Raw genomic sequence first — 19479 nt, forward strand, 5'->3', positions numbered from 1 at the left:
CGCCCACAGGCCGCCCCGCGGCCGAGACCGCCACGGCCGCGGCCGAACGAGGCTGACGCCCCACAGGCCCGCGATCACCCCCGCAGCCGGCCGAGGGTGGCGCGGGCCGCGGTGCGCGCGTACGGGGAGACCATCAGATACGGCGCCCACGGCCAGGTGTGCCGCAGGCAGTACACCCACCACTGGTGGGGCGGCAGCTCCCGCACGGAAGTCACCCGGCGCAGCGCCTCCCGGACGCCGATCCCCGGCTCCCGGGAGCCGGGAGCGTCCGGCCCGCCCACGCACTCGCCGGCATGCCCCGGGGCGACGTACGCGCGCACCCCGGCCCGCCGCGCGCGCCGGCCGTGGTCGTAGTCGCCCATCCGGTGGCGGAAGACCTTGTCGGGATCCCCGACCACGTCGTACACGGCACGGGGCACCAGGACCACCCGCCCGTCGTACGTGTCGCAGCCCTCGGGCCGGTGCTCGCCGGGCTCGACGAGCACCAGGGACCTGCCGCGCCGCCCGGAGTACACCGTGTCGCCGTACGCGTTCCGCACCGCCCCGACGACGACCGCGTCGGACCCGGCCGCTTCCGATGTGCGCAACAGCGTCGTGAGGGCGTCCCGGAACAGCTCGACGCCGTCGTCGAGCCACAGCTGATGCGTCCACGCGTGGCTCGGCCCGCCCGGCGTCGTCCCGAGCGGGCCGCCGCCCCCGCCGCCGCTGCGGCTGTTGCGGCTCGCGATGCGCAGCGCCTGGTTGCGGGGGACGTCCGCGCCCACCGACATCACCTCCACCGCCGGATGCCGCAGCCGGACCGCCTCCGGCGTACCGTCGGTGCTGCCGGTGTCCACGAGATGCACGCCCAGCGTCGTCCCGGCGGGCAGCCCGCGCTGTTCCTCCAGGGCGCGGAGTGCGGACAGCGTCCGCGCGCGGCGGTCGTGACTCGTCATCAGGACGGCCAGGTGAACGGAGTGCACAGCGGGCTCCTCAACTCCCGAATCTCATCATTCATGCATAAAATCTGATATTCCGCATAGGCTGGGTGGGTGAGCGCCGAACCGACCGCGAACCCGCTCCGGCCCGTGCGGGGCTCCCTCTCCCCGCGCCGGGCCGGCCGCCTCGTGCAGGTGCTCGCCTTCCTCCTGGCCGTCCTGAGCGTGAGCACGGTCGCGCTGACCGCGACCGTCCGGTCCACGGTCGCCTCGCCCGGCTTCTACCAGGCGGTGCTGGACGAGGAGTCGGCCTACGACCGCCTCTACAGCGAGGTGCTCGTCGACCCGGAGATCTCGCCCGTCACCCGCGACCTGCTCGCGCACCTGCCCGTGCCCGAGGCGCTGGTGACGTCGAACATCAAGGTCGTGCTGCCGCCCGCCACGGTCCGGGCCCTCACCGACCAGCAGATCGACGCGGTGACCGGCTATCTGCGCGGCGACCGCGACGAGCTCCGGCTGACCGTCGATCTGGCCCCGGTGCTGGAGAGCCTCGCCGACCTCGCGCGCGTCTACTTCGGCGACCTGGTGGCGAGCATCCAGGGCCGCGACCGGCCGGACTTCGAACGGTTCACCGCCGACCTCGCCACCGCCCTCGACGACCTCAAGGAGGGCCGGGCTCCCGCCCTGCCCAGGCTGCCGCTCACCGAGGAGCAGGCCGACCTCGCCGCCGACGCCCTCCTCACAGCGGTCCCGGAACAGCAGCGGAAGGCGCTGCGCCCCGAGATCGAGGTGGCGCTGAGGGAGGGGGACGTGTCGACCGCGCTGGCCGCAACGGCATCCGCCGCGCTCTCCGACGGCTCCCGCAGCGCGGCCGCCGACCTCCGCACCACCCTCCGGGACGGTACGTGGGACCTCACCGACACCCTGACCGCCACCGGGACGGACCTCACGGCCCTGGAACGGGCCCGCGACACCATCCGGCTCCTGACCCTGCTCCAGGTCCTCGCCCTCACCCTTGCGTTCGCCGCCCTCGCGACCCTCTGGTTCACCGGTCCCGCCGCCCCCGCCCGGCGGCTGATGAGCCTGGGGCAGGCGCTCGCCTGTGCGGGCGTCCTGACCGCCGCGACCGTGCTCCTGGCCCGGCTGATCACCGGGGGACACCTTCTCACCACCCCGTCCTCGTGGGCCCCGAGCGTCACCGCGCTCGTCGACGACCTCCAGCGCAACGCCGTGAACCAGGCGGTGGCCACGGGGCTGGGCGCCGCCCTCACCGCCCTCGTCGGCGGCGTACTCCTCACGGGCGTCGGCTGGGCGCTGCTGGTGCGCCCCGACAAGATGCCGGCCCCGACCCCGACGGCGGTACGGACGACGGCGGCGGGCGTGGCCTGCGCGGCGCTCGCCGGCGTACTGGTCGTGCCACCCGTCTTCGGCCCGTCCGCGCCGCGCCAGTGCCTGGGCAGCAGCAGCCTGTGCGAACTGCGCTACGACGAAGCCGCCTACCTCACCTCGCACAACGCCATGTCCACCACCGCCGACCGGTTCATCGGCCCGCTCCAGGACCCCGACATCACCACCCAGCTCAACACCGGCGTCCGGGCGCTCCAGCTCGACACGTACCGCTGGGAGAGCCCCGAGGACATCGCCGCCCGGCTCGACTCCCCCGAATTCACTCCCGAGCAGCGGCGCCTGATCACCGGCGCCATCGACAAGGCCAACCCGCCGCGCGAGGGCCTGTGGCTCTGTCACGGAGTCTGCCGCGCCGGGGCCATCGAACTGGTCCCGGCCCTGGAGGACATCGGCGACTGGCTGCGGGCCCACCCCACCGAGATCGTGACGCTCATCGTCCAGGACGACATCGGCCCCGAGGACACCGAGGAGGCGTTCCACGCGGCCGGTCTGGACGACCTCCTGCACACGCCCGACGCGGACCCGGACGCCCCGTGGCCCACCCTGGAGGAGATGATCGACAGCGGCCACAGGCTGGTGGTGTTCGCGGAGAAGGCCGACGGCCCGGCCTCCTGGTACCGGAACTTCTACCGGTACGGCATGGAGACCCCGTTCGCCTTCCGGAGTCCCTCCGAGATGACCTGCGCGCCCAACCGGGGCGGCACGGGAAAGCAGCTCTTCCTGCTCAACCACTTCATCACGAACGCCGGGGGCAGCCGCCTGGACGCCGGCCGCGTCAACGCCCGCGACTGGGTCCTGGAGCGGACCAGAGCCTGCGAGGCGGAGCGCGGACGCCCGGTCACCTTCATCGCCGTCGACTACACGACGGTCGGCGACGCGCTCGGAGCGGTGAACGAACTGAACTCCCGCCGAACGGAAGACGACTGACGGCCCGTCGCCCTCCGGGAGACCGCCTGCCCGGCGACAGGGCCGCACGCCGAAACCCCGGGGGAGCCGGGAGGGGAGCGTGAGAGGCTACGTTCCCAAGGGCTCCCACCGTGCGGACGGAGCCGGACGACTGCCGACAGATCAGGAATTCAGCGCCCATGACTCCTCCGAGCGACCTCGCACCGCACGGTGCCCCCGCCGCCGAACCGTTCCCCGGCGACGGTTCCGGACAGCGCGGCGAGGGCCGTCTGCTGGCCGTGAGCGACCTGCACGCGGCGGTGACCGACAACCGGCCGATCGTCGAGTCCCTGTATCCGACGTCCGACGCGGACTGGCTGATCGTCGCGGGCGACGTGGCGGAGACGCCCGAGGACATCCGGTGGGCGCTCGAACTCCTCGCCGGACGCTTCGCCCACGTGATCTGGACCCCCGGCAACCACGAGCTGTGGACCGTGGCCAAGGACCCGGTCCAACTGCGCGGCCAGGCCCGCTACGACCACCTCGTCGAGCTCTGCCGGGAGCTCGGAGTGACGACCCCGGAGGACCCCTTCCCGCTCTGGCCCGGCCCGGACGGGCCGGTGGCGATCGCGCCGCTCTTCCTCCTGTACGACTACACCTTCCGCGCCCCGGGAACGCACACGAAGGAAGAGTCGCTCGCCGTCGCGCACGAGTCCGGCATCGTCTGCAACGACGAGTACCTCCTGCACCCGGACCCCTATCCGACCCGGGACGACTGGTGCCGCGCCCGGGTCGCCGAGACCGAACGGCGGCTCGCGGAGCACGACCCGCAGATACCCCTCGTCCTCGCCGGGCACTGGCCGCTCGTCCGCGAACCCACGTCGGTGATGTGGTACCCGGAGTTCGCCCAGTGGTGCGGCACCGAACTGACCGCCGACTGGCACCGCCGCTTCCACGTCACCGCCGTGGTCTACGGCCACCTCCACATCCCCCGTACGACCTGGTACGACGGGGTGCGCTTCGAGGAGGTCTCCATCGGCTACCCCAGGGAGTGGCGCCAGCGGGGACACCCGCGGGGCCTGCTGCGGCAGATCCTCCCCTACGAGGGCGAACCCGCCCCACCGGCCGGGACCGACGCCGAACCGTCCGCCCAGCCGCGCACCCCCGGAGGCACCTCGTGATCGAGCGGCTGCTGCCCACCGACGTCTCCTGCGCGGCCACCCGCGCGGAGAGCGTCCCGGACGGAACCCTCTTCCCGGAGGAGGAGGCGCTGGTCGCCAAGAGCGTGGCCAAACGAAGGAACGACTTCGCGACGGCCCGCGCCTGTGCCCGGCGCGCCATGGCCGGACTCGGCCTGCCGCCGGTGCCCGTGCTCCACGGCCACCGGGGAAGACCCCTGTGGCCCGAGGGAATCGTCGGCAGCCTCACCCACTGCGCCGGGTACCGGGCGGCCGCGCTGGCCCGGGCGCGGGACGTGCTGTCGCTGGGCATCGACGCGGAACCGCACGCCCCGCTCCCCGACGGCGTACGGGAGTTGGTGACGCTGCCGGCCGAACGCGAGCGGATCGGGCCGCAGGCGCCGGAAGGCTCGGGCGAACTCCACTGGGACCGTGTCCTGTTCAGCGCCAAGGAGAGTGTCTTCAAGACCTGGTACCCGGTCACCGGCATCGAACTGGACTTCATCCAGGCAGATCTGACGTTCCATCGGACGGACATCGCGGGCGCAGCAGATACGGCAGACACGGCAGATATGGCGGACGGCGGGGAGGCGCCTGTCGGTCCCGGCGCCGCCGAGGGCACCTTCACCGCCCGTCTGCTTCTCACCGACCCGGCCCTGCCGACGACGCTCCACGGGCGCTGGCGGGTCGAGGACGGCATCGTCGCCACGGCGGTGCTGGTGCGGCCCGACTGGCGCGAGAGTGACGGCATGTGACGTTCAGCCGGCCGGGGGAGCGGTCAGGGGGCGTCCGAGCCCCACGTTCCACCGGCCGGAGCGCCCGCTGAGTTCGGTCAGCGTCAGCGGGGCGACGTCCAGCCGCCAGAACGCCTCCGGCGGAAGCCGCAGGCCATGGACGACCGCCGCCCGGACGACGGCGGTCTCGGCCACCGCGAGGAAGCTCGCGCTGGATGCGTCCGGTCCGTGGAGGGAGTCCAGCCATGCCCCCGTCCTCCCGATCAGGTCGCTCAGTGACTCGCCGCCGTGCGGAGCCGCCGCGGGGTCGCCGAGCCAGGCGGCCACCTCCGCTGCTTCGGCGGCCGCCACCTCGTCGAGGCGGCGGCCGGCCCAGCGCGCCAGGTCCCAGCCGGCCAGGGCCGGTTCGGCCCGTGCCGCCGCCAGGCCGAGAGCCTCGGCGGTCTCGCGGCACCGTACGGAGGGCCCGCTGAGCGCGAGCCCGGCGGCCGGCACCGTACCGGCGGCGGCCCGCGCGCGCTCCCGTCCGGACCGGTCGAGGGGGGAGTCGCCGTCGAAGCGGGCCTCCCGCAGCGCCGCGTTCATCGTCGGTGAGATCAGCATCACCCGTACTGTCATGTCCCTGCTCTCAATCCTTCACCAGGGGCCCCACAGCCCTGTCGCCCCAAGGAATCCGTGTTCCGTGACCCTGCGCATTCGACCATGGCGGCGCCTGCGTACAGGCGGTATGGTCACGTCGACCATGACGAGGGTGTGACGGAAGTCCGGTGGGAATCCGGCACGGTCGCGCCACTGTGAACCCGCCTTCGTGCGGGAAGTCAGACCCGGCACCTTCGTCTGAGGCACCACGACAGGGACGCGTGTTCCCACAGGAGGTACTGCCATGGCACAGTCCGCCGTTCCCGCAACCGGGACATCGGGGATCACCCCGATCTCGGCGAAGGCCCTTGCCCCGTGGGCGGTCTTCTTCGGCATTCTCATGCTCGTCCTGCTGTACTTCGTCGGCGCCGAACAGGGCGCCACCGCGCTCATCTCGGGCGAAGGCGTCCACGAGTGGGTCCACGACGGCCGCCACCTGCTCGGCTTCCCCTGCCACTGAGACACCAGAGGCATCTGAGGCCCCGGAGGCACCTGAGGGATCAGGGAAGCCGCCGGGCAGTCAGCGAACCGGGAAGCAAGAGAAACCAGGAAACCATCGTGAACTCCATATCTGTCAGAGCCCTGCTCGTGCGCGGCATGCTCGCGGGCCTGATCGCGGGCGCGCTCGCGCTCGCCGTCGCCTACTTCCTCGGTGAGTCCCAGGTGGACGCGGCCATCGCCCTCGAAGAGGCCCACAGTCACGACCACGGTGGCGGCGAGGAACTGGTCAGCCGCACCATGCAGGCCACCGGCGGACTCGCCACCGGCGTCCTGGTCTTCGGCGTCGCCGCGGGCGGGATCGCCGCCCTGGTGTCCTGTTACGCCCTGGGCCGCATCGGCGACTTCGGCCCCCGGGCCACGGCGTCGCTGATCGCGGGCGCCGCCCTGCTCACGGTCTACGTCGTACCGTTCCTCAAGTACCCGGCGAACCCGCCCGCCGTCGGCAACCCCGACACCATCGGCAAACGCACCGCCCTGTTCTTCCTGATGGTCGCCCTCAGCGTGCTGCTGGCCGTCGCCGCCGTCATCATCGGCAAGCGGCTCGCCCCGCGCCTCGGCAACTGGAACGCGAGCATCGCGGCCGCCGCCGGCTTCATCCTGCTGATCGGCCTCGCCTACGCCTTCCTGCCCTCCTTCGACGAGGTGGGCAAGGGCTTCCCGGCCGGTCTGCTGTGGGAGTTCCGGCTCTCGACGCTGGCGGTCCAGGCGACGTTGTGGAGCACCTTCGGCATCGTCTTCGGCTATCTCACCGAACGGCTTCTGACGCCCGGCGCCCCTGCGGCGACGACGCGTACCGCGAGTGCGGTCGGCTGAGCCCCTTCGCGCGTACACGCGCGTGCGTGCTGACGCACATGACAGAACCCGCCGGGCGTGTCCGGCGGGTTCTGTCATGTACGGGCAGGCAGGGGACGGGTAGCGCTGTGGATGAACATCGCTACGCTTCAGTGGTAGCGTTGATAACGTCACGGTGTTAGCGTTGATCTCATCGGGTTTCACGGAACGACCGCGACCCCAGTCGCCAGGAGTGACGCCATGACCGAACAGTCCGTAACCGCATCGGGATCCGCCCCTCGCCGGGTGGCCGTGGTCACCGGCGGCTCCCGGGGCATCGGCCGCGAGAGCGCCGAACGCCTCGCCGCCGACGGCTTCGCGGTCGTCGTCGCCTACGGGGGCAACCGGACCGAGGCGGAAGCCGCCGTCGCCGCCATCACCGCCGCGGGAGGAGAAGCCTTCGCCCATCAGGCGGACGTGGCCGACGAGGACGCCGTCGCGGCACTCTTCGACGCCGCCGAGGCGGCGTTCGGCGGCATCGATGTGGTGGTGCACGCGGCGGGGGTCATGGCGCTCGCCCCGCTGGCCGAGCTCGAACTCGACACCCTCGACCGGATGCACCGCACCAACATCCGGGGCACGTTCGTCGTCGACCAGCAGGCGGCGCGCCGATTGCGTGAAGGCGGGGCCATCATCAACTTCTCGAGCTCGGTGCTCTCGCTGTCCCTGCCCGGCTACACCGCCTACGCCGCGACCAAGGGCGCCGTCGAGGCCATGACCCTGATCCTCGCCCGGGAGCTCCGGGGCCGGGACATCACGGTGAACGCCGTGGCGCCGGGGCCGACCGCCACCGCTCTGTTCCTGGACGGCAAGGACGAGGAGACCGTCGCGCGGATGGCCGCCCAGCCGCCGCTGGAGAGGCTGGGAACCCCGCAGGACATAGCCGAGGTGGTCTCCTTCCTGGCCGGCCCGGCCCGCTGGGTCAACGGCCAGGTGCTGCGGGCCAACGGCGGCATCGTCTGAGCGGCCGCCGTGCCGCTTGATAGCGTCCGTCCGGTGAGTACGAGTACCCGGACACGCATCCTGGAAGTGGCCGCCACCCTGGTCAGGGAATCGCCCGACGGTGACATCTCCACGCGCGCCGTGTGCGAGGCGGCGAAGGTGGGCGCTCCGGCCCTCTACCGCCACTTCGGCGACAAGGAGGGACTGCTGTCGGCCGTCGTCGACCACGGCTTCGAGAAGTACCTGGCCACGAAGAGGGAACGCGGCGAGACGACGGACCCGGTCGAGGACCTGCGCCGGGGGTGGGACAGCCACGTCGCCTTCGCCCTCGACAACCGCAACCTCTACCGGCTGATGAACTCGCCGGCGATGCGTACCCCGCCCGCCGCGGCGCTGGAGTCCCACCGGATCCTGACCGGGGACCTCGAACGGGCCGCGGCCCAGGGCCGGATACGCATCGCGCCCGAGCTGGCTGCCCAGATGATCATGTCGGCCAATGTGGGAGTGGCGCTGATGCTGGTGTCCCGCCCGGCGACGTTCGACGACATCGAGGTGTCGCGCCGGGTGCGCGACGCACTGCACGCGACGGTGCTCACCCCGGACGTGTCGCCGAGCGCGCAGCCGGACGCCGAAGTACCCACGGCGGCGGCCCGGTTGAGCGCTCTGCTGCGGCAGGAGCACGGGGCGGGGCTGAGTACGGCCGAGGCGGCGCTGATGAAGGAGTGGCTCGATCGGGTGGCGAACGCCCGACCGGACACCTGACCCGGAGTACCGGGGCGGACGGTGGAGACCCTGAAGGCCACAGGGTTATAGGGCTACAGAGCCGCAGTGTCTCAGGGCGCGGGGGAGGGGGCTTCGTGATCGCGCAGACCGTCCTCCGTGCGGCGTGCCGCGTTTCCGACGATCCGTTCGAGATCCTTCCGCACCTCGCGTTCCGTGCTTCCGTGCGGTGCGTACGCGGACGCCGTGAGCACGAGGTCGCCGTTCCACAGGAGGAGGGTGCGGCCGGGGCGGCCCCCGTCGTCGGCGGGCAGCGCGTAGGCGGCGTCGTGCACCTTCTCGGGCCCGCGCCCGTGGGAACGGTCGAGGTCCTCCTTCACGCGGTAGGCGTGACGGGCGGCCCCGGGCTCCTCGTACACCGAGGCCGTGGTGCTGAGCTTCCAGAGCGTGCCGTCGGGGGCCTTGAGATCCGCGAGGCAGCCGGTCTGCCGGTAGCGGGGCCGTGTGCCGTTCTCGCCGATGTCCTCCCGGGTGTCGGGGGAGGCGGAATCGGTGGTGCTGCCGAGCGTGAAGCCCTCGGCGGGGGCGGCGCCCGCCAGGAGGTCGCAGGGCTCGCCGGTCCAGCTGTGGGCCCCCGGCGGACGAGGGCGGAGCTCCGCCGCCTCGCCGTTCTTCCCGTCGTCGTCACCGCCGGAGCAGCCGGCCGAAGCCGCCACCGCCAGCCCGATGAGCGCGGCCGACCGTGCCCGGCGTAACGCGGCCGACCACGCCCGGGATAACGCGGCCGAACGCACCCCGGATAACGCGGCGCTCCTGGATTCGTGCATCCCCCATCCCTTCGTCCTGGAGATCACATTGTCCGACGCTCGTACCGACGGGTAAAGGAGACCGGGCCCGCACCGAAGGATGCGGGCCCGGCCGTTGGTGCGGCGCGGCGGTTCAGGAGTGGGCGGCTCCGGGGCCGAAGTCCCCGGTGAGGGCGGCGGCCATCCGCAGGTGCGGCGCGGCGTCGGTGCTCCGCCCCTGGCGCTCCAGTGTCCGGCCCAGCATGAGGTGCGCGTACGACTCGACCGGGTCGAGCTCCAGCACCCTCCGCAGCTCCTCCTCCGCCTTGCCCAGCCGGGCGGAGTGGTAGTACGAGCGGGCCAGCAGCAGCCGCGGCGCGACCTGCTCCGGCACCTCCTCGACGAGTCCGCCCAGGATCCGTGCGGCCGTCAGGTACTCCTTCGCCTCGAAGAACATCTGCGCCCGGTCCCACCGGTCGGCGGCGGTGCCGAACTCGTAGTAGGTCTCGGTCTCGCTCACGTGTCCTCCTTCGTGTGGTGCGGGCCGTCTCCGGACCGCCCCGCCGTACGTTCAGCCATGACAACACCGCATGATGGTTGAACATTCCACTAAAATTCTGGCGTGGGACCGGGTGCTCCACGCCCCTACGGGAATAGGTTGAGCGCCATGAGCAATCTCGATCGCCAGGCCACGCCCTCCGTCTGCGGCGGGCGTGGGTTCGTCGTCGCCGAGCCCGTCCGTGAGCTTCTGGCCCCCCGCCGTGTCCAGCTGGGCGCGAGCACCGAGGTCCGTCGCCTGCTGCCCAACCTCGGCCGGCGCATGGTGGGTGCGTGGGCCTTCGTGGACCACTACGGTCCTGACGACATCGCCGACGAGCCGGGCATGCAGGTCCCGCCGCATCCGCACATGGGTCTCCAGACCGTCAGCTGGCTCCACGACGGCGAGGTGCTCCACCGGGACAGCCTCGGCAGTCTGCAGACGGTGCGCCCCCGCGAACTGGGCCTGATGACCTCGGGTCGCGCGATCAGCCATTCCGAGGAGAGCCCCAAGGAACACGCCAGGCTCCTGCACGGAGCGCAGCTCTGGGTGGCCCTCCCGGACGCGCACCGCCACGTCGAGCCGCACTTCCAGCACCACACGGACCTGCCCGTCGTCACCGCCCCCGGCCTGTCCGCCACCGTCATCCTCGGCGAACTGGACGGGGCGGCCTCGCCCGGCACGGCGTACACCCCGATCGTCGGCGCCGACCTGTCCCTGACGGGTGGCGCGGAGGCCCGCCTGCCGCTGGGCCCCGACTTCGAGTACGCGGTGCTGTCCATGTCCGGCGAGGCCGAGGTCGACGGCGTACCCGTGCTGCCCGGTTCGATGCTCTACCTCGGCTGCGGCCGCACCGAACTGCCGCTGCGCGCCGTCTCCGACGCCAGTTTGATGCTCCTGGGCGGCGAGCCGTTCGAGGAGGAGCTCGTGATGTTCTGGAACTTCATCGGCCGATCCGGTGACGAGATCGCACAGGCGCGAAAAGACTGGGAAGAGGGCTCTCGGTTCGGCGAGGTACAGGGCTACGACGGCGCCCGACTGCCCGCCCCGGAACTGCCCATGACCCCGCTGAAGCCACGTGGGCGAGTGCGCTGACCTGGGGAGAGATAAAGTCGGGCTGGCCGCGCGTCCACGGGCGGCCGCTACGCCGACTGCCCTATTCGCACCTGTCTTGTGCTCGGGGCTCGGGGGGCTAGCGGATTCGAGAGGTGGTGTATCGAGTCTCGTGTTCGAGCTTGTGTGTCAGGGTTCAATCGGATCGATGCTGACCATTTGCTGACTTTCCTGATTGGAAGTCAGGCGATGATGGCTGGCTGTCGCCCGGATGCCGGAAACCGGTCCAGGCGGAGTTGCTGAGGGTGACGGGGTGCCCAGTTCGTCCGGCTGATCGCCCAGCCGCCTCGGCGAGAGCCTGCATGACCGCTCCAGCTGGCCCGCCAGGACCCCGCATCGGACACATCCGCCGAAGCCGAGGCGCAGGTCTGCCGGTGAGTCGGGACGCGAAGCAGCCGAACAGCTCTAAGGCCCCGCCCTCGTACGCCGCGGCCTCCAACTCGCCCACGGGGCCCGCAGCTCGCTGATGACCTACCGCTGGCCCGTGTGGTGGATGGGGTGCCTGCGGGCAGAGGCACGGCTACCGGCATCATGATCTTGTGTGACGGGCAATCAAGAAGCGGTGGGCGCGAAGGCCGCGGTAGTACACGCCGGGTGGGACGGGCTGATCGAGGGGTTGATGGGCCGGTTCGGAACTCGATACCGAAGGCCGCTTCGCGGTCAGCCCGCAAGGCCTCCGCGAGGGTTGCCCCAGGGGCCCGCGGCCCCCGGAAGCCGGCATAGATGCCGCATTCGCTCAGAATGATCACCCTCAGCCCACGTCGAAGCGCTCGTCGTCGCAGGTATCTGATCAGAGGACCCGATACGCTTCTTCACCTGGAGAGTGCTTCTTCCGTGCAGCTGACAGGACCCTATGCAAGTCCCATCGTTGCAGCTCAGAAGCGCTCTCTCCTTATCTGGTCAAGACCCGGGCAACCCCGCTCGCAAGGGTGAGGTCAGCCGCTTTCCCGGCCCGGCAGAGTTGCCCCCTCCAGGAAGGCGCGATAGGTGTCGACGGCTTCCGGCTCGATTTCAGGGTTGGAAGGGCCGTAGCGGGTGTCCGTGCGGTCCCGCTTCGGCCCGGAGACCCAGAACTCCTCGTCGGTCTGCACGTCGTAGAAGTTCGCATCGAACATCCCCCCTGCCCGGCGCAGTGTCCTCCCGCGAAAGTACGCAGTACTCCAGGTCTTCGAGAAGTCCACCCACCCGATCCACGAGGGTCCGTGGTCGGTGGTGTAACCAGTTTTCAACTGCACGAACATGAGACGTCGAGGCATGCCCACAGGGTCCTGCACAGACCGCTCCCGTGACCAGCCATTTTGCGGGCGCCTACGCGACCCAGCGGTGCCGCCGACAAAGGCTCGGGCAGGCGGCTACGGCACGATGTGCTCGTTCACCTGGAGAGTGCTTGCTTCCTCGCAGCCCGCCCACGCCCCACGCACTGTGCTGCTGGACCGTCACCCCCGCGCGAGACCGCGTGCCACGTCCATGACGGCGGAGGTTCTGCCCTGTAGCACCATCCGGACTACAGAGAGTGGAAGCTGTGACCGGCGACGCCCCGCGCTGCCGGTCTGCGGGAGCAGCCCAGGGCAGGCAAACGGTCACCCTGCGGCAGCGGCTGCGTACTTGTGGTCGCGGTACTTGTCGAAGTCGTAGCCCCGGTCGGCACAGGCGCCGGGGCTTGCGGCGGGGGCGCCCCCGCGCACCTCGGATCGACGGGATGGTCTATGCGTTTCTCCGCGGCCGAGCCTCCGAAAGGATGAACCGGCCGCCGATCCCGGCGCGCCCCGCTGCCGGAGGTCGCACTCTGCGGAGAGAGACGGCCGGTGCCGCGCGACCGTGGGGGTGCTCGGCAGCGGAAGAGGGGAGTGGTGGTGGGATCAGCCAACGGCGAGCCACAGGTACCGTTGCGGGACCGGGCGCGCTATCGGTTCGACCGCACGCTGGCTCGTTCGACGGGCACACTGATGGGCTGGCTGGTGATCACCTGCCTGGCTGTCGTCGTCCCGGTCAGCCTGCTGCTGGTGTGGACGGATCCGGGATCGCCTACGTCGCTCTCGGGGCGGCTGACCGCTGCGTGGCGGATCAGCGCGGAGACGTTGCGGCTGGGCGCGGCCACCGGCACGCCACTGCGCATGGTGCTTTCCGCGGTGCTCGGGTTGGTCGCGCTGCTCTGTGTGTCGACGCTCGTCGGTGTGATCACGACCGGACTGGCCGATCGAATGGCGGAGTTGAGCAGGGGCCGGTCCACGGTTCTGGAGCAGGGGCACGTCCTGGTGCTCGGCTGGTCGGACCAGGTGACTACCGTGGTGGGTGAACTGATTGCCGCGCAGGCCCCGCGGCGGCGGCGCGCGATCGTTCTGCTGGCCGACCGCGACAAGGCGGTGATGGAGGAGGCGCTGGCCGCGAGGGTCGGGCCAGCTGTCCGCGGCCGGATTGTCTGCCGCAGCGGTCCCCCCAGCGACCCTGACGTTCTCGCCCTCGTCAGCCCGCGGTCGGCGAGCACCGTGGTGGTCCTGCCGTCGGCGGGACCGACGGCGGACGCCGAGGTGCTGCGCGTTCTGCTGGCCCTACGGGCGGTGATCGGGGGGTACACCGACGGGCCTCCGGTGCTCGCGGCGGTTCGGGACGACCGGTACCGGGCACCTGCCCGTCTGGCCGCGGGCCCCCTCGGCACGGTCCTGGAGGCGGACACGGTCACGGCCCGGCTGATCGCCCAGTGCGTCGGCCGCCCCGGTCTCTCCCTCGTCCTGCGTGACCTTCTCGACTTCGCGGGCGACGAGTTCCATCTCGCCGACGCCACCTCGTTCCAGGACGGCCCTTTCGGGGCGACTTTGCTCTACCACCCGGATTCCTGCGTGGTGGGACTGCTCACACCCGATGGCCGCACGCTGCTGAATCCGCCTGCCGACACCCTCGTCCTGCCCGGAAGCCGCCTGATCGTACTCGCCCGCGACGACGACAGCACCAGCGTCGCGGACTGCCGGCACCTCGTCGACGTCTCGGCGATCGCCACGGCCCGGCCCGAGCCGGCCGTCCCGTCCCGGCTGCTGCTGCTCGGCTGGAACCGCCGTGCACCCCTGGTCCTGGAACAGTTACGCAGCACGGCCCGCTCCGGATCCGTGGTGGACGTCGTCGCCGACAACGCCGTACCCGGGCCCCGAGAACCGGAGGCAGACAGACCCGCCCGGCACGATGTGCGATTCCGGTCCCTCGCCCTGTCCCGACCCGAGGTCCTTCTTGACTTGGACCTCGACCCGTACGACGGGGTGATCGTCCTGGGCCCGGATCAGGGCGAGGGCCGCGACCACCCGGACGACTGGACTCTGGTCACCCTCCTGGCCGTGCGGCTGCTGGAACAGCGAACGGGACGCGAGACCCGGATCGTCACCGAACTCATCGATGACCGCAACCGCCCACTGGCACCCGTGAACAGCGGTTCCGACGTCATCGTCAGCGGCATGCTGGTCGGCCTGCTCATGGCTCAGATCGCGCAGAACCGGCATCTGGCCCCCGTCTTTGAGGAGTTGTTCTCCGCAGAGGGCAGCAGTGTCTGCCTGCGCCCCGCCTGCGCGTACATTCGCGAGGGCGCCGAAGCCACGTTCGCCGTCGTCGTCGCCGCCGCCCAGAGGCGTGGCGAGTGCGCGATCGGCTACCGGCGGCAGGACCTCGCGCGCACCGGCTCCGATGACCACGGCATCAAGCTCAACCCGTCGAAGGCCGAGCGGCGCATCTGGAACGCCGAGGACCAGATCGTGGTGATCGCGACGGACCGCCTGCCACCCCCTTCGCTCGCCGGCGAACCACAGGAGTCCGCTACCAAAGACAACTGAAGCCAAAGGTGCTTCCGGAAACGTGTCCGGCCTGTCAGGGCTGATCCGACGAGCGGCAATAACTGCCGGGCGGGGTCTACATGCCCAGCCGTACCTGGGCGCCGCCCGCGCTCTACGACCTGGCCCGCACCCTGCGGGTGCTGCGGCGCGGCCGCGGGGATTCGGCCTGCCAGCAGGAGCCCGACGGGACCTGCTGGCGGTGCTCCCGTACCCCGGCTGGCCCGGTCACCCTCCGGATCAGCGACGACCTCGACGTCGTCGCCGGACGCCGGCGGAGCGGGAAGCCGGAGTATCTGCGGCAGCACTGCGGCGCAGGCGCACGAAATCGGCCAGGGACTGGGCGCCGAGATAGACGAGGTAGAGGGCGCCGGCGACACGGAGAATGGTGTAGCCGACCTGTGAGGCGGCCGGCAGAGCCGTCAGACCAGCCACCGCTGCCGATGCCAGTACGGCGTGTCCCAGCATGATCCCGGTGTCCCTGCGCAATGCCCGGGCGACCGGATTGGTAGGCGCCTGCTGGTCGAGTGTTCGCTCGGGCTGCTCCGTCGCGCATGTCGCGGCCGAGATGGGCATGTCGCGGGCCACCAGTGGATCCGCCGGTGACGGCGGAGGGGGATTGGGCCTGTATGACCGCTCCAGCCGGCCCGCCAGGACTTCGCATCGGACGTCCGTCGAAGTCGCGCAGGTGTGCCGTGGCGTCGGGATCGCAAGCTCGGACCGGCCCGTATCAGGGGCGTGGACACCCTGTAGGTCAGGGAACCATGTCCTCCGGCAGATGCGGACCGCGCCCGCGGTCCGGACGGATCTCACCTCGCGCCCTGACGCCGCCCAGCGTACTGACCAGGCCATTCAGATGATCGCCGAAACCGCCCCCCGCGCGCGGTGTCCTGCGGGCTGAGGTGGTCACAGGTGAATCGGCGGTACGCAAGATGTGCGCGCCGGTGCGGTTCAAGGCGTTGACCAGGCCGCGGTCCTCGTCGAGCGGAGTCGGCGGGAAGCCGCCTGCGACTGCGTAGGCGCGACTGCTGACGCCGAGATTCGCCCCATGCACGTGCGGATGGTCCCACTGGCGGTGAGCCGGTGGGCGTGACCTCTCGTACAGGCGACGGTAACGGTCGGCCAGCTCGGCCTCGCCGTGCGGCCATCGGTCCACGGTCACGGTTCCGATGACAGCGTCCCAGCCCTCCGCGGCGCGAGCCGCCTGGAACGCGAGCCAGTCCGGCCGTACCGTGCTGTCGGCGTCGGTGGAAGCGATCCACACGCCGCCCGGGGCACCGCCGATCTCACCGAGCGCGGCTCGCACACCGGCAGCCCGAGCCTGGCCGACGTTGCGGAAGGGGACGGGCACGACGAGAGCGCCCGCCTCTGCGGAGACTGCGGCGGTGGCATCGGTGCAGCAGTCCGCCACCACCACCGTGAGGACGCGTACCGACTCGACGCCGGGGTGCGCGGCCGCCGCGCGCACGGACTCGAGCGCGGCTGGAAGAAGGTCCTCCTCGTCGCGGGCCGGGATGACAACAGCGATCGTTCTGATGCTTGCCTCTGAGGTCATACGAGGCCCTCGCGGGCGGCGGGCGAGGGTGCTGCCGCCCCGTCGGGACTGATGCGCTCGTAGACCTGGAGCACGAAGTCGCTCTCCCTGTGGTCGGCCGTCAGCGTCAGCCCCGGAACGGAGCCGACGGTCGGGGCCAGCGTGCTGCCGGTGCCGCGGTGATCGGGTACGGGGTGGTTCCAGTGCGCGGTGACCAGGGTTCCGCCCGGTTCCAGCGCGTCGACCGAACGGTGCAGCACCCTCTGGAGGGTGGGGGCGTCGAAGTAGTAGAGAAGTTCGGACAGGACGACGAGGTCGAAGCGGCCGGGCGGCCACTGCCCGGGAACGGTCAGGGCGCTCACTTCCACATGAGGAAGACGTGAGGTGCGTCGGCGTGCGGTGGCGACTGCGGATTCCACCCGGTCGCAAGCCATCACCTGGTCGCACCTCTCGGCCAGACGCACGGTCAGCTCGCCGACGGAGCAGGCGGGTTCAAAGGCGCGGCGGTAGCGGGGCAGAGGCAGGCTCGCCACGGTCAGGTCGTACTTTCGCCGCTCGTACCAGCGCTCGGCGAGGTGCCAGGGGTCGGGAGCGCCGCGGTACATTTCCTCGAAGTAAGCCCCTGGCGTGCCAACCGTGCCCGGGGTTTCGGGGGCGCCCTGTGCGCCGCTCACCGGAACACCACCTCGCGGTCGCGCAGATGGTGCGCGAGCTCCTCCGGAGGGAGGATCGCCGCGTTGGCGGGCCCCGGGCCCAAAGGCTCGATCTGACTGACGAAGTGCCCCACAGCCCTCCTCTTGCGTTCCAGTACCGTTCGGGGCAGGACGATGCGCGCCGCGCTGCGCCACGGCACCCGGAGGTCTCCCGGTCGCGCCCAGTGCCACATCCACACCGGGTAGAGCCAGCAGGCGACACCCGCCGATTCCGCCGCGCGCACAGCGGCCCGTCCCGCTGCCTCGTGGTCGCCGTGCACATCACCGGTCCATGGTGCGACTACCAGGTCAGCGTCGTGTGCCAGGTGCGCGATGCGGGCCGCGACCTCGTCCTCGTACGCCCCCACCTTCGTGTCGGGCATCCGCAGCCTCACGATGTCCGAGTCCGCCGCCCCGAGCTCGGCCAGCGCCGCCCGTGTCTCGGCGGCACGCACCTTCACGAGGTGGGACGGGCTGACCGCATCGCTGCCGAGGTGGGAGCCCTCACCATCGGTGACGGCGACCACGGTCACCTCCGCACCCGAGGCCGAGAGCAGCGCGATCGCGCCGCCGAAACCGAGCACCTCGTCATCAGGGTGGGCGGCGACCACCACCACACGCTCGAACGACCCCACGGAGACTTCCGGAAGGCCGGCCCAGCCCGGCCATGCCCGCCATTCCGCCTCGGGAGTGCCGGGCGCCTGGATCGGATCGGCGAAGCTGCCGCCGTCAGCGATGGTCATCGCCTGCCCTCCGGCCTGGCCAGGTATGCCCCGAGGCCGGCGAGCTCACGTTCCGCGTGATGCTGGCGGACGTAGACGGTCAGGTCAGCGACCGTGCGGGCGTGCGCGGGGTCGTGGCACAGCGGCCCCGCCCCGGTCGCCCGGCCCACATGATCCAGCACCGTGCGGCAGACCGACTCGACGAACGCGCGTACCCGCATCGCCCGCAGCTGGGCCCCGCCCCCCTCGTCGCGGGGGTCCGCGTCGATCTCGGCGGCCGCCTGCTCCAACAGCGCCGCGGCCGCGTGCAGCTGCACGTCCACCGCCCCCAGATGGGCATCGGTGTGCGGCTCTGCCCGACCGGCGGCCGCGTTGCGCAGCACACGGGAAGCCGCCACCGCACCGCCCAGCCAACACGCGGCCACCCCGATGCCTCCGTGCCAGAACCCGGGCCTGCGCACGTACGCTTCCGGCTCACCGACGGCGGTCGCCGGCACGTTCGTGAACCGTACGTCCGGGGTGTCACTGCCCGCCATGCCGACGGCTTGCCAGCTGTCCTCCGCCGGTCGGCAGCGCTCTGCGTCCACCTCAACCGCAAAGAGACGCCGCGACTCTCCCACCCGGGCTGTGACCAGTGCCCGGGTGCAGGTGTGCGCGCCCGAGCAGTACTGTTTGAGCCCGTTCAGCACCCACCCCTGACCTGCCCGGGTCGCGACGAGTCCTTCGCCCGGCGGCTCGGCCGCCCACACGCCCCACAGCTCGCGCGCCAGCGGCTCCGGCTCCCCCAGCTCCGCGAGGATGGCGGTGGCGTCGACATGCCCCTCGACCAGGCGCGCGGCGCACAGGCCGGCCTCGGCGACGCCTTGCAGAGCAGCGAACCGCTCAGCAGTACGCCCGGAACCCGGCAGAGGGAAAACCAGCTCCTCCTTCTCGATCTGATTGACCGTGTCGACGAAATCCTCTGCGGCCCGCGCGGCATCGACGGGCAGAGCAGGGTCTGCTGGCATGACGTGAACTCCTTCACAACTGACAAGCTGCTCCGACAGAGCAGGACGCGCCGCTCCACGCTGGCTCGGCACCCGAACTCGCGCGACCGCGACCGCGACCGGGCTGGCGATCCTCCTCTGTGCCCCTCTCACCTGGAACGAAACCCACCCAGTGACGCACGGCGCGAGAGCTGCGGCTCTGGGCCGGGAAACGTGATTGGTCTGAATCATCTGTGCCCTGGCTCCCAGTGCGGTCTCAGGTGAGATCGTCGGGAGCGAGGTCGGGGCGTAGCCGGTGCCAGGCAGGGTGGCGCAGGCGTCCGGCGCGGGTGTGGGAGGTGTAGCGGACCTCGCCGACGAGCTGGGGGAGTACCCACCGGGCCCCGGCCACCGGCGGGACCTGGGCGAAGGGGCAGGCATCGATGGCCGCGTTCTGGAGGAGTTCGGCGAGGCGGGCGCGTTCGGTGTGGCTCCAGCCGGTGCCGACGCTGCCCGCGTAGTGCAGGAGCCCGTCGTGCCGCTCGCCGACCAGGACGGCTCCGGGCA

20 protein-coding genes, 1 pseudogene and 1 riboswitch are annotated in these 19479 nt (G+C 71.4%); of the genes and pseudogenes, 10 read left to right on the forward strand and 11 right to left on the reverse strand.

Annotated elements, in window-relative coordinates; genetic code table 11:
- Positions 1-74: 74 nt before the first annotated feature.
- Complete coding sequence (locus tag JS521_RS23310; RefSeq protein ID WP_205084897.1) at positions 75-962, reverse strand: glycosyltransferase family 2 protein; 888 nt, start codon at positions 960-962, stop codon at positions 75-77.
- 69 nt (positions 963-1031) lie between these two features.
- Between JS521_RS23310 and JS521_RS23315 the strand changes: the two genes are divergently transcribed.
- From JS521_RS23315 to JS521_RS23325, 3 genes are all read left to right on the forward strand, one after another.
- The gene (locus JS521_RS23315; protein WP_205084898.1) at positions 1032-3251 is read left to right on the forward strand and encodes a phosphoinositide-specific phospholipase C-related protein; all 2220 of its coding nucleotides are present in this window, start codon (positions 1032-1034) and stop codon (positions 3249-3251) included.
- A gap of 158 nt (positions 3252-3409) precedes the next feature.
- Positions 3410-4390, forward strand: a complete 981-nt coding sequence (locus tag JS521_RS23320) for a metallophosphoesterase family protein (RefSeq protein ID WP_205084899.1) — start codon at positions 3410-3412, stop codon at positions 4388-4390.
- A complete protein-coding gene (locus JS521_RS23325) occupies positions 4387-5142 on the forward strand; it encodes a 4'-phosphopantetheinyl transferase family protein (protein ID WP_205084900.1) in 756 nt (251 codons plus the stop codon). Before JS521_RS23320 ends, JS521_RS23325 begins: the two co-directional genes overlap by 4 nt.
- Before the next feature lie 3 nt (positions 5143-5145).
- On the opposite strand, the gene JS521_RS23330 is transcribed toward JS521_RS23325, so the two are convergent.
- Positions 5146-5739, reverse strand: coding sequence for a histidine phosphatase family protein (locus tag JS521_RS23330; RefSeq protein WP_205084901.1), 594 nt, complete (start codon positions 5737-5739; stop codon positions 5146-5148).
- A 113-nt stretch (positions 5740-5852) separates the two neighbouring features.
- Positions 5853-5989: riboswitch (adenosylcobalamin (AdoCbl) riboswitch) on the forward strand.
- Between the two features lie 15 nt (positions 5990-6004).
- Between JS521_RS23330 and JS521_RS23335 the strand changes: the two genes are divergently transcribed.
- The 4 genes from JS521_RS23335 to JS521_RS23350 all read left to right on the forward strand — a co-directional run bounded on the left by JS521_RS23335 (position 6005) and on the right by JS521_RS23350 (position 8796).
- A complete protein-coding gene (locus JS521_RS23335) occupies positions 6005-6220 on the forward strand; it encodes a CbtB domain-containing protein (RefSeq protein WP_006129231.1) in 216 nt (71 codons plus the stop codon).
- Positions 6221-6318: 98 nt separating this feature from the next.
- Entirely contained in the window at positions 6319-7074 is a 756-nt protein-coding gene (locus tag JS521_RS23340) for a CbtA family protein (protein WP_205084902.1), read from the forward strand.
- Positions 7075-7293: 219 nt separating this feature from the next.
- The gene (locus JS521_RS23345; RefSeq protein ID WP_205084903.1) at positions 7294-8055 is read left to right on the forward strand and encodes an SDR family oxidoreductase; all 762 of its coding nucleotides are present in this window, start codon (positions 7294-7296) and stop codon (positions 8053-8055) included.
- A gap of 33 nt (positions 8056-8088) precedes the next feature.
- Positions 8089-8796 carry a TetR/AcrR family transcriptional regulator gene (locus JS521_RS23350; protein ID WP_307847938.1) on the forward strand — a complete coding sequence of 236 codons (708 nt, stop codon included), beginning with the start codon at positions 8089-8091 and terminating at the stop codon, positions 8794-8796.
- Between the two features lie 71 nt (positions 8797-8867).
- On the opposite strand, the gene JS521_RS23355 is transcribed toward JS521_RS23350, so the two are convergent.
- On the reverse strand, positions 8868-9581 hold the full coding sequence (locus tag JS521_RS23355) for a hypothetical protein (RefSeq protein WP_205084904.1): 714 nt from the start codon (positions 9579-9581) through the stop codon (positions 8868-8870).
- Positions 9582-9693: 112 nt separating this feature from the next.
- Positions 9694-10059 carry a tetratricopeptide repeat protein gene (locus JS521_RS23360; protein WP_205084905.1) on the reverse strand — a complete coding sequence of 122 codons (366 nt, stop codon included), beginning with the start codon at positions 10057-10059 and terminating at the stop codon, positions 9694-9696.
- 147 nt (positions 10060-10206) lie between these two features.
- Here JS521_RS23360 and JS521_RS23365 point away from each other — a divergent pair, with 147 nt between their 5' ends.
- Complete coding sequence (locus JS521_RS23365; protein WP_205084906.1) at positions 10207-11172, forward strand: pirin family protein; 966 nt, start codon at positions 10207-10209, stop codon at positions 11170-11172.
- A 953-nt stretch (positions 11173-12125) separates the two neighbouring features.
- On the opposite strand, the gene JS521_RS23370 is transcribed toward JS521_RS23365, so the two are convergent.
- Positions 12126-12446: a hypothetical protein gene (locus JS521_RS23370; RefSeq protein WP_239487711.1), complete on the reverse strand. Its 321-nt coding sequence runs from the start codon at positions 12444-12446 to the stop codon at positions 12126-12128.
- A gap of 597 nt (positions 12447-13043) precedes the next feature.
- Here JS521_RS23370 and JS521_RS23375 point away from each other — a divergent pair.
- Positions 13044-15002, forward strand: a complete 1959-nt coding sequence (locus JS521_RS23375; protein WP_205084907.1) for a CASTOR/POLLUX-related putative ion channel — start codon at positions 13044-13046, stop codon at positions 15000-15002.
- 237 nt (positions 15003-15239) lie between these two features.
- Here the strand turns inward: JS521_RS23375 and JS521_RS23380 are convergent, their stop codons facing one another.
- Complete coding sequence (locus JS521_RS23380) at positions 15240-15467, reverse strand: LysE family transporter (RefSeq protein ID WP_239487712.1); 228 nt, start codon at positions 15465-15467, stop codon at positions 15240-15242.
- A gap of 36 nt (positions 15468-15503) precedes the next feature.
- Between JS521_RS23380 and JS521_RS36815 the strand changes: the two are divergent.
- A pseudogene (locus tag JS521_RS36815) lies at positions 15504-15731 on the forward strand (IS481 family transposase); the annotation flags it as partial.
- A 22-nt stretch (positions 15732-15753) separates the two neighbouring features.
- Here JS521_RS36815 and JS521_RS23385 read toward each other — a convergent pair.
- From JS521_RS23385 to JS521_RS23405, 5 genes are all read right to left on the reverse strand, one after another.
- Entirely contained in the window at positions 15754-16554 is an 801-nt protein-coding gene (locus JS521_RS23385; RefSeq protein WP_205084908.1) for a glycosyltransferase family 2 protein, read from the reverse strand.
- Entirely contained in the window at positions 16551-17138 is a 588-nt protein-coding gene (locus tag JS521_RS23390) for a class I SAM-dependent methyltransferase (RefSeq protein WP_205084909.1), read from the reverse strand. Before JS521_RS23390 ends, JS521_RS23385 begins: the two co-directional genes overlap by 4 nt.
- A gap of 65 nt (positions 17139-17203) precedes the next feature.
- A complete protein-coding gene (locus tag JS521_RS23395; protein ID WP_205084910.1) occupies positions 17204-17968 on the reverse strand; it encodes a PIG-L deacetylase family protein in 765 nt (254 codons plus the stop codon).
- Complete coding sequence (locus JS521_RS23400) at positions 17965-18954, reverse strand: acyl-CoA dehydrogenase family protein (RefSeq protein WP_205084911.1); 990 nt, start codon at positions 18952-18954, stop codon at positions 17965-17967. Before JS521_RS23400 ends, JS521_RS23395 begins: the two co-directional genes overlap by 4 nt.
- A gap of 235 nt (positions 18955-19189) precedes the next feature.
- Positions 19190-19479: ATP dependent DNA ligase (locus JS521_RS23405; protein WP_443732188.1), on the reverse strand; the 290-nt coding region annotated here is incomplete at its 5' end.

Source organism: Streptomyces durocortorensis (assembly GCF_016901035.1).
In the GTDB taxonomy this organism is placed as follows: domain Bacteria; phylum Actinomycetota; class Actinomycetes; order Streptomycetales; family Streptomycetaceae; genus Streptomyces; species Streptomyces durocortorensis.

Coding starts and splice junctions, on each gene's coding strand:
- JS521_RS23320 (WP_205084899.1), top strand. CDS start 3,410: ATGACTCCTCCGAGCGACCTCGCACCGCACGGTGCCCCCGCCGCCGAA.
- JS521_RS23330 (WP_205084901.1), bottom strand. CDS start 5,739: ATGACAGTACGGGTGATGCTGATCTCACCGACGATGAACGCGGCGCTG.
- JS521_RS23335 (WP_006129231.1), top strand. CDS start 6,005: ATGGCACAGTCCGCCGTTCCCGCAACCGGGACATCGGGGATCACCCCG.
- JS521_RS23345 (WP_205084903.1), top strand. CDS start 7,294: ATGACCGAACAGTCCGTAACCGCATCGGGATCCGCCCCTCGCCGGGTG.
- JS521_RS23355 (WP_205084904.1), bottom strand. CDS start 9,581: ATGCACGAATCCAGGAGCGCCGCGTTATCCGGGGTGCGTTCGGCCGCG.
- JS521_RS23365 (WP_205084906.1), top strand. CDS start 10,207: ATGAGCAATCTCGATCGCCAGGCCACGCCCTCCGTCTGCGGCGGGCGT.
- JS521_RS23370 (WP_239487711.1), bottom strand. CDS start 12,446: ATGCCTCGACGTCTCATGTTCGTGCAGTTGAAAACTGGTTACACCACC.
- JS521_RS23380 (WP_239487712.1), bottom strand. CDS start 15,467: ATGCTGGGACACGCCGTACTGGCATCGGCAGCGGTGGCTGGTCTGACG.
- JS521_RS23385 (WP_205084908.1), bottom strand. CDS start 16,554: ATGACCTCAGAGGCAAGCATCAGAACGATCGCTGTTGTCATCCCGGCC.
- JS521_RS23390 (WP_205084909.1), bottom strand. CDS start 17,138: ATGTACCGCGGCGCTCCCGACCCCTGGCACCTCGCCGAGCGCTGGTAC.
- JS521_RS23395 (WP_205084910.1), bottom strand. CDS start 17,968: ATGACCATCGCTGACGGCGGCAGCTTCGCCGATCCGATCCAGGCGCCC.
- JS521_RS23400 (WP_205084911.1), bottom strand. CDS start 18,954: ATGCCAGCAGACCCTGCTCTGCCCGTCGATGCCGCGCGGGCCGCAGAG.